The 7,535-nt window shown below is 73.5% G+C and carries 10 protein-coding genes; 6 read left to right on the forward strand and 4 right to left on the reverse strand.

The genetic code is table 11. The features are described 5' to 3' along the window. Nucleotides 1–1,031: ABC transporter ATP-binding protein (locus tag ABD317_RS30955; protein WP_344294210.1), on the reverse strand; the 1,031-nt coding region annotated here is incomplete at its 3' end. A gap of 74 nt (nucleotides 1,032–1,105) precedes the next feature. Between ABD317_RS30955 and ABD317_RS30960 the strand changes: the two genes are divergently transcribed. The 3 genes from ABD317_RS30960 to ABD317_RS30970 all read left to right on the forward strand — a co-directional run bounded on the left by ABD317_RS30960 (nucleotide 1,106) and on the right by ABD317_RS30970 (nucleotide 2,931). Then, nucleotides 1,106–1,681: a TetR/AcrR family transcriptional regulator gene (locus tag ABD317_RS30960; RefSeq protein ID WP_344294212.1), complete on the forward strand. Its 576-nt coding sequence runs from the start codon at nucleotides 1,106–1,108 to the stop codon at nucleotides 1,679–1,681. Nucleotides 1,682–1,861: 180 nt separating this feature from the next. Further along, nucleotides 1,862–2,623 carry an SDR family oxidoreductase gene (locus ABD317_RS30965; RefSeq protein ID WP_027751967.1) on the forward strand — a complete coding sequence of 254 codons (762 nt, stop codon included), beginning with the start codon at nucleotides 1,862–1,864 and terminating at the stop codon, nucleotides 2,621–2,623. Further along, nucleotides 2,620–2,931, forward strand: coding sequence for an L-rhamnose mutarotase (locus tag ABD317_RS30970; RefSeq protein WP_344294214.1), 312 nt, complete (start codon nucleotides 2,620–2,622; stop codon nucleotides 2,929–2,931). The genes ABD317_RS30965 and ABD317_RS30970 overlap by 4 nt, the downstream gene beginning before the upstream one ends. 27 nt (nucleotides 2,932–2,958) lie before the next feature. Here ABD317_RS30970 and ABD317_RS30975 read toward each other — a convergent pair whose 3' ends face one another. Continuing rightward, nucleotides 2,959–3,219: a hypothetical protein gene (locus ABD317_RS30975; protein ID WP_344294216.1), complete on the reverse strand. Its 261-nt coding sequence runs from the start codon at nucleotides 3,217–3,219 to the stop codon at nucleotides 2,959–2,961. A 324-nt stretch (nucleotides 3,220–3,543) separates the two neighbouring features. Here ABD317_RS30975 and ABD317_RS30980 point away from each other — a divergent pair, with 324 nt between their 5' ends. From ABD317_RS30980 to ABD317_RS30990, 3 genes are all read left to right on the forward strand, one after another. After that, nucleotides 3,544–4,365 (forward strand): helix-turn-helix domain-containing protein, encoded by an 822-nt coding sequence (locus ABD317_RS30980; RefSeq protein WP_344294222.1) that lies wholly within the window; start codon nucleotides 3,544–3,546, stop codon nucleotides 4,363–4,365. Nucleotides 4,366–4,368: 3 nt separating this feature from the next. Then, entirely contained in the window at nucleotides 4,369–4,617 is a 249-nt protein-coding gene (locus ABD317_RS30985; RefSeq protein ID WP_344294218.1) for a DUF397 domain-containing protein, read from the forward strand. A gap of 173 nt (nucleotides 4,618–4,790) precedes the next feature. Beyond that, entirely contained in the window at nucleotides 4,791–5,600 is an 810-nt protein-coding gene (locus ABD317_RS30990) for an SAM-dependent methyltransferase (RefSeq protein WP_027751962.1), read from the forward strand. Nucleotides 5,601–5,631: 31 nt separating this feature from the next. On the opposite strand, the gene ABD317_RS30995 is transcribed toward ABD317_RS30990, so the two are convergent. Then, entirely contained in the window at nucleotides 5,632–6,468 is an 837-nt protein-coding gene (locus ABD317_RS30995) for a heme ABC transporter ATP-binding protein (RefSeq protein WP_344294220.1), read from the reverse strand. Further along, nucleotides 6,465–7,520 carry a FecCD family ABC transporter permease gene (locus ABD317_RS31000; protein ID WP_344294224.1) on the reverse strand — a complete coding sequence of 352 codons (1,056 nt, stop codon included), beginning with the start codon at nucleotides 7,518–7,520 and terminating at the stop codon, nucleotides 6,465–6,467. The genes ABD317_RS30995 and ABD317_RS31000 overlap by 4 nt, the downstream gene beginning before the upstream one ends. Between the last annotated feature and the right edge of the window lie 15 nt (nucleotides 7,521–7,535).

Here is a 7,535-nt window from a genome sequence, read left to right on the forward strand (position 1 = left end):
TGGACGACGGCGGGCGCGGCGGCGGAGGCGGCGGCACCCGTGGCGGGTGCCGGTGCCGCCGCGGCGGCCGATTCGGCCTCGGTGGTCAGCTCGTCCACCGCGCGGATCCGCCGGGCCGCGGCGATGCCCGACTGCAGCTCCGAGACGTGCTGGCTCAGCTCGGTCACCGGCCCCATCAGGCCGAAGGCGTAGAGCAGGAAGGCGATGAGCCCGGAGACCTCCAGGGTCCCGGCGTCCACCCGCCACGCCCCGATGCCGAGCACCAGGATGATCGCCAGCTCGATGCCCGTCCAGGCGATCACCCAGACCGTCGCCTCCAGCCGGATCGCCTTCAGCCCGTGGTTGGCGGCGGACCGGGCGTCCTGCGCTATCCGGTCGGCCTGGCGCTCCTCGGCGCCGCCGGCCTTGACCGTACGCACCGCGCGCAGCGTGCCTTCGAGGCGCCCGCCGAGCCTGCCCACGTGCTCCTGCGCCTGCTCCTGCGCCCGCGCGATGGCGGGCATCAGCGTGGCGAAGAGGACCACGACGACGATCACCGAGGCGACCGTGGTCGCGAGCAGCACAAGATCGAGCACGGCCATCATCGCCAGCGTGCCGACCAGCATGACCACGCCGTTGACCAGGCCGACGACGGCGCCCGAAGCGGAGGCGTGCAGCAGCGTCGTGTCGGAGACGGCCCGGGAGACCAGCTCGCCGGGCGGGCGGGCGGTCACGCCCGGCACCGTGGCCCGGAAGAAGCGGCGCACCATCGACTCGCGCGCGTCCAGCACCACGCGCTCGCCGACCGTGCCGAGGATCACCCACTGCCGGTGCCCGACCACCGCGCCGACGACCATCAGCACCAGGAGTGTGACGACGGGGCCGGTGAGCGAGGCGTCGTCGGCGAGGGAGTCCAGCACCCACTTGGTCACCATCGGGGACGCGAGGCCGAGGGCGGATCCGGCCAGGGCCAGCACCAGGCCGAGGGTCAGCACCCGCCGGTGGGGCCTGGCGAACGACCAGAGGACGCGCACACTTTCCGGAACAGTCATGCCCGGCAGTAGAACATTGCTGTTCCATTTTCGTCAACCGAGTTCCATTCTGGGGGTGGCGGTACGGTATGGGCATGGACACCGCAGTGAGCAGCATCGGCGCGCGGGCCCGGACGCGGCGCGCCATCCTCGACGCCGGCACCGCCGTGCTCGCCAAGAACCCGACGGCCTCGCTGGCCGACGTGGCGGCGGCGGCGGGCGTCGGGCGCACCACGGTGCACCGCTACTTCTCCGAGCGCTCCGATCTGATCGCCGCCATCGGTGTGGACGTCCTCGACAAGATCGGCGCCGCGACGGAGCGCGCCCGCCCGGGCGACGGCCCCGCGCTCACCGCGCTGGAGCGGGTCTGCCAGGAGTACTTCGAGCTGGGCGAGAGCCTCGCGATCGTCTTCGACGAGTCGCTGGCCGCGACCTGGAACTGGGAGAGCTGGGAGGAGGAGACGGAGGCCGACCGCGCGCTGGCCCGGCTCGTCGACCGCGGCCGGGAAGAAGGCGCGCTGGACAGCCGGCTGGACACCGACTGGGTCATTCAGGTGGTGTGGTCGCTGCTGTACGTCGCCTGGCAGCGCAGCCGCAGCGGAGACACCAAGCACAACGCGCTGAGCCTGTGCCTGCACACCCTGCGGAAGTCCGTGGGGGCGGCGCCGTAACCCTCCCGCGGAGAGGTCCGACCAATTCCTTCCGGGTTGACGGATCTTCACTACACGGGGTGTCGCAGACGTCGATCGATCTGGTAAATATGCAGATCGTGCTCCGTGACCAGGTGTGCCCCGCCTGACGGGCTCGTGCCTTGCCCGGGGAATCGTCGGATGACGGGAGGCCATTCCAGGATGAAGGACTTCGACGGGCTCAAGGCCGTGGTGACCGGCGGGGCTTCGGGGATCGGGCTGGCCGCCGCGCGGCTGCTGGCCGAGCGCGGCGCCCGGGTCGCCGTCCTCGACCTCGACGCCGACGGCGTGCCGGAACCGCTGCGCGGCCACCGCGCGGACGTCTCCGACGACGCGTCCGTCACCGCCGCCGTCAGCGACGCCGCCGGCGCCCTGCGCGGCATCGACGTCCTGGTCAACAACGCCGGCATCGGCGCCGTGGGCACCGTCGAGGACAACGACGACGCCGAGTGGCACCGCGTCCTCGACGTCAACCTGCTCGGCATCGTGCGCACCACCCGCGCCGCGCTGCGCCACCTGCGCCGCTCCGCGCACCCCGCGATCGTCAACACCTGCTCCGTCGCCGCCACCGCCGGCCTCCCGCAGCGCGCCCTGTACTCCGCGACCAAGGGCGCGGTGCTGTCGCTGACGCTGGCGATGGCCGCCGACCACGTACGCGAGGGCATCCGGGTCAACTGCGTGAACCCCGGGACCGCCGACACCCCGTGGATCGGCCGGCTGCTGGACCGGGCCGCCGACCCCGCCGCCGAGCGCGCCGCGCTCGACGCCAGGCAGCCGATGGGCCGGCTGGTCACCGCCGACGAGGTCGCCGCGGCCATCGCCTACCTGGCGAGCCCGGCCGCCGCCTCCGTCACCGGCACGGCGCTGGCCGTCGACGGCGGCATGCAGGGCCTGCGGCTGCGCGCACCGGAGCCGGGCCGGTGAGGGTCGCCCTGCGGACCAGGGTCCGCGCCGACCGTGTCGAGGAGTACGAGGCCGCGCACCGCGAGGTCCCCGGGGAGCTGACCGCGGCCATCCGCGCCGCCGGCGCCACCTCCTGGACGATCTGGCGCAGCGGCACCGACCTCTTCCACGTCATCGAGTGCGAGGACTACGCCCGGCTGCTCGCCGAGCTGGAGCACCTGCCGGTGAACGTCGACTGGCAGGCCAGGATGGCCGAACTCCTCGACGTCGGCCACGACTACACCGCGGAGGGCACGGGCGCGGGCCTCCCCGTCGTCTGGGAGCTCTGACCGCCTGGGAACTCCGACCGCCGGCGCTCAGGCACTCGCCTCGGCGCCCGCCTCCTCGATGGCCTCCGGCGTCGTCGTCCACTCCACTCCGCCCCCCACGGGCACCAGCCAGGCCATCCGCGGCCCCGCGGCCGGCCGCAGCACGGGACTCGACCACACCGAATGGGTCTCGGGCTCGGGGCAGATGGCGCGGAGCACGCCGGTGCGGCCGGAGGTCCGGTCCAGCACGAGCTTGCCCAGCAACGGGTGGCGTTCGTGCCCCAGGCCGAGGCCCAGTCTGCTGCTCACGATGCGCTCCTCGGAGGTTCGTACGCGGTCGAGGATGTGCCCCCTCCGGCCGTGGTCGCGGCCGGGTCCCGGAGTCGCCGACTGCCCCGCGACCGGACCGCGGTGGGGGCCGTGGGCGCGGTCGGCGTGGCGTGCAGGTCACTTCACTATGGCGGTCGACAACGGCAGTCCGCAAGCTTCGGTCTGATAATTTCAGAATGTGTGCGGCCCCCCTGTCACACTCAGAAGGAGCGTGACACACTCCCGGGGAAGCAACCGGGCCGGGAGGTAGGGATCGTGAGCGAATCACGTTCGGGTGGCGGCAGCGCCCCGACCGTGCTGCGCATGGTCCTGGGCAAACGGCTGCGGCACCTGCGCGAGCAGGCGAAGGTCAGCTTCGAGCAGGCCGCGGAGGCCATCGACGTCACGCCGCTGACGGTGCGGCGGATGGAGAAGGCGGAGGTCGGCCTGCGCATCCCGTACGTGCGGGAGCTGCTGCGCACCTACGGCGTCTCCGGCGCCGAGACCGACGACTTCCTGAGGATGGCCAAGGAGGCCAATCAGCCCGGGTGGTGGTACAAGTACCGCACCGTCCTCCCCGACTGGTTCCGCGCGTACGTGAGCCTGGAGAGCGACGCGACCGTCATCCGCATCTACGAGCCGCACTACGTCCCCGGACTCCTGCAGACCCCCGACTACGCCCGCACGCTCTTCCGCATCGGCTTCCCCAACGAGTCGGAGGAGGCCATCGAGCGGCGGGTGACGCTGCGCACCACCCGCGCGGACCTGCTGACCACGCCGAAGGCGCCGGCGATGTGGGCCGTGCTGGAAGAATCGGTCCTGCGCCGGCCGGTCGGCGGGCCCGGCGTGATGCGGGCCCAGATCGACCGGCTGATCGACGCGATCGACCTGCCGAACGTGAAGGTGCAGATAATGCCGTTCTCGGCCGGGCCGCACCCCGGCGCGTTCGGCCCGTTCCACTACTTCCGTTTCGGCTTCACCGAACTGCCCGACATCGTCTACACGGAGAACCTCACCGGCGCGGTCTACGTGGACCAGGCCGATGACGTCGTCGGGTATCTGGAAACACTCGACCGGATGGCCGTCCAGGCCGATCCGGTGGACCGGACCAGGTCACTCCTGGTGAAGATGCGTAAGGAGTACTGAACCATGCGATCCGACCCCCCGGCCTTCCGTACCGGCGTCCCGGCGACCGAACTCGGCACCGAGGGCTGGCAGAAGCCCTGGAGCGGCACCAACGGCGGCAGCTGCGTCGAGGCCAAGCGGCTCCCCGACGGCAGCGTCGCGCTGCGCCAGTCCACCGACCCGACCGGTCCGGCCCTCGTCTACACCCGCGAAGAGATGATCGCCTTCCTTGAGGGCGCCAAGGCCGGCCAGGCCGACTACCTCGTCGCCTGACGAACAGGCGGCCACCGCCGGCTCCGACCGGGGGAGCGGACCGGGGCGGACACACCTCCCGTCCGCGCCGGTCCGTCCCCCGGGGCACCGGCCGAAACGGCCTCGTACGACCGAGAAGTGACAGTACGTGAGAAACGGCGGCACGCGTGCGCCGCAGGGCAGGAGATTTCCCGATGGCAGAAGGTCAGTCCACCCCCGCCGAGGGGGCGCTCTCCAAGATCGACACATCCGTGCCGCACTCGGCGCGGATCTGGAACTACTGGATGGGCGGGAAAGACAACTACGCCGTCGACCGCCAGGCCGGCGACGAGTACCGCCAGATCGCGCCGAACATCGAGACGATGGCGCGGGCCTCGCGCGACTACCTGATCCGCACGGTGACCCACGTGGCCGGCGAGGCCGGCATCCGCCAGTTCCTCGACATCGGCACCGGACTGCCGACCTACGACAACACCCACCAGGTCGCCCAGCGGCTGGCGCCGGAGTCCCGCATCGTCTACGTCGACAACGACCCCTTAGTGCTGCGCCACGCGCAGGCGCTGCTGACCAGCACCCGGGAGGGCGTGACGACGTACGTCGACGCTGACCTGCACAAGCCCGAGACGATCCTGGAGGAGGCGGGGAAGACCCTCGACTTCTCGCAGCCGGTGGCGCTGATGCTCATGGGGATCCTCGGCCACATCAAGGACTACGAGGAGGCCAAGTCCGTCGTGCGCCGCCTGCAGGCCGCGCTGCCCTCCGGCAGCTACTTCGTGCACTACGACAGCACGGCCACCGACAAGGCGCTCCAGGAGGCCCAGCAGGGGTACGACGACACCGGCGCCGTGCCGTACGTGCTGCGCACCCCGGACGAGATCAGCGCCTACTACGACGGCCTGGAGCTGATCGAGCCGGGGATAGTCTCCTGCCCGCTGTGGCGGCCCGAGGCCGGCACGGAGCCGGAGCCCACGGACGTCTACGGCGGCGTCGCGCGCAAGGCCTGACCGCCGCCCGGCCGGGCGGACCGCGCTCCGGTCACGGCTCGCGGCGCGGGACCACCAGGAGGGCGTCCGTGCGGGGGTGCGCCAGAACCTCGACCGGGTGCCGGTAGACCTCGCTGAGCAGCGCGCCGTCGAAGACCGCCGCCGGCGGCCCGGAGGCCGCCACCCGGCCGCCGTCCAGCACGGTGACCTCGTCCGCGTACGCCGCGGCGAGACCCAGGTCGTGCAGGACGACCACGACGGCGTCGCCCGCCGCGGCCCGCTCCCGGGCCAGCCGCAGCACCAGCTCCTGGTGGCGCAGGTCGAGCGCGGCGGTCGGCTCGTCGAGGAGCAGCAGCCCCGCCCGCTGGGCCAGCACGCGGGCGAGGGCGACGCGGGCGCGCTCGCCGCCGGACAGCTCGGCGAAGGGGCGCCCGGCGAACTCCGCGGTCTCCGTCGCGGCCAGCGCCCACGCCACCGCCTCGTCGTCGGCGTCCTCGGCGGGGGTGCCGGACCAGGGTGCTCGGCCCATCCGTACGACGTCCCCGACGGGGAACGGGAAGGCCAGGGAGGCGGACTGCGGCAGCACCGACCGGCGCATCGCCAGCTCCGCCGGCGCCCAGCCGGCGACGTCCCGGCCGCGGAGCAGCACCTCGCCGGCCTCCGGCGCGAGGTCGCCGGCCAGCGCGGCGAGGAGCGTCGACTTCCCGGCGCCGTTGGGCCCGACGAGGGCGGTGAGCCGGCCGGCGGTCGCGGTCAGCGCGACGCCGTCGAGCACGGTCCGGCCGCCGAGCCGGACGACCAGGCCCCGCGCCTCGGCGGCGGTGCCGCCGGCCGGCAGCGGCTCCGGCGGGCGCCGGTCCTGGCGGGCCCCCAGCAGTGTGCGGATCATGCCCAGCCTCCCTGCCGGCGGCGGGTCCGGCGCAGCAGCCAGAAGAAGAACGGGCTGCCCACCAGCGCCGTCAGCACGCCGAGCGGCAGCTCCGCCGGCTCCGCGACGGTACGCGCCGCGAGGTCCGCGACGACCAACACCAGCGCGCCGCCGAGCGCGCTGCCCGGTATCAGGAACCGGTGCCCGGGGCCCGCGGCCATCCGCAGCAGGTGCGGCACCAGCAGCCCCACGAACGTGATCACGCCCGCCACCGCCACCGCGGCGGCCGTCAGCAGCGCGACCACGAGCACGAGCGCGATCCGCAGCCGCTCCACGTCCACCCCGAGGTGCCGCGCGGGCCGTTCGCCGAGGGCGAGCAGGTCCAGCTTCCGCGCGTACAGCGGCGCGACGGCCAGGCCGACGGCCGCGCACGGCAGCACGGCCAGCACCTTCGGCCACGTGGCCTGGGAGAGCGAGCCGAGCTGCCAGAAGGTGATCTGGGTGACCTGCGCGTTGTCGGCGAAGAAGATGAACAGGCCGATGAGCGCGCCCGCGAAGGCGTTGACGGCGATGCCGGTGAGGATGAGCGTGACGACCTCGGTGCGCCCGCCGGAGCGGGAGAGGGCGTAGACCAGCAGCACGGTGGCGAGCCCGGAGACGAACGCGAAGGCGGAGACGGTCCAGTTGCCGAAGACGTCGATGCCCAGGGCGATGGCCGCGACCGCGCCGACCGCCGCGCCCATCGAGATGCCGATCACCCCGGGTTCGGCCAGCGGGTTGCCGAACACGCCCTGCATGAGCGCGCCGGCGCAGCCCAGCGACGCCCCGACGAGCAGCGCGAGCACGACGCGGGGGAGCCGGACGTTCCACAGCACGCTCTCGCCGACGCGGCCGAGACCGTCGCCGCCGAGCCGCAGGCGGTGGGCCGCGGAGGACAGGACGTCGCCGGGGGAGAGGTGGTACGCGCCGACGCCGGCGGCGAGGACGGCGGCGGCGAGGAGCGCGACGGCGAGGGCGACGGTGAGAACGGCGGCCCGGCTGCGCGGGACGGCGCGGGCGGCGGGCCGCGGCACGGCGGCCGCCGGGCG

This window comes from Streptomyces synnematoformans (assembly GCF_039531005.1).
GTDB classification, from domain to species: domain Bacteria; phylum Actinomycetota; class Actinomycetes; order Streptomycetales; family Streptomycetaceae; genus Streptomyces; species Streptomyces synnematoformans.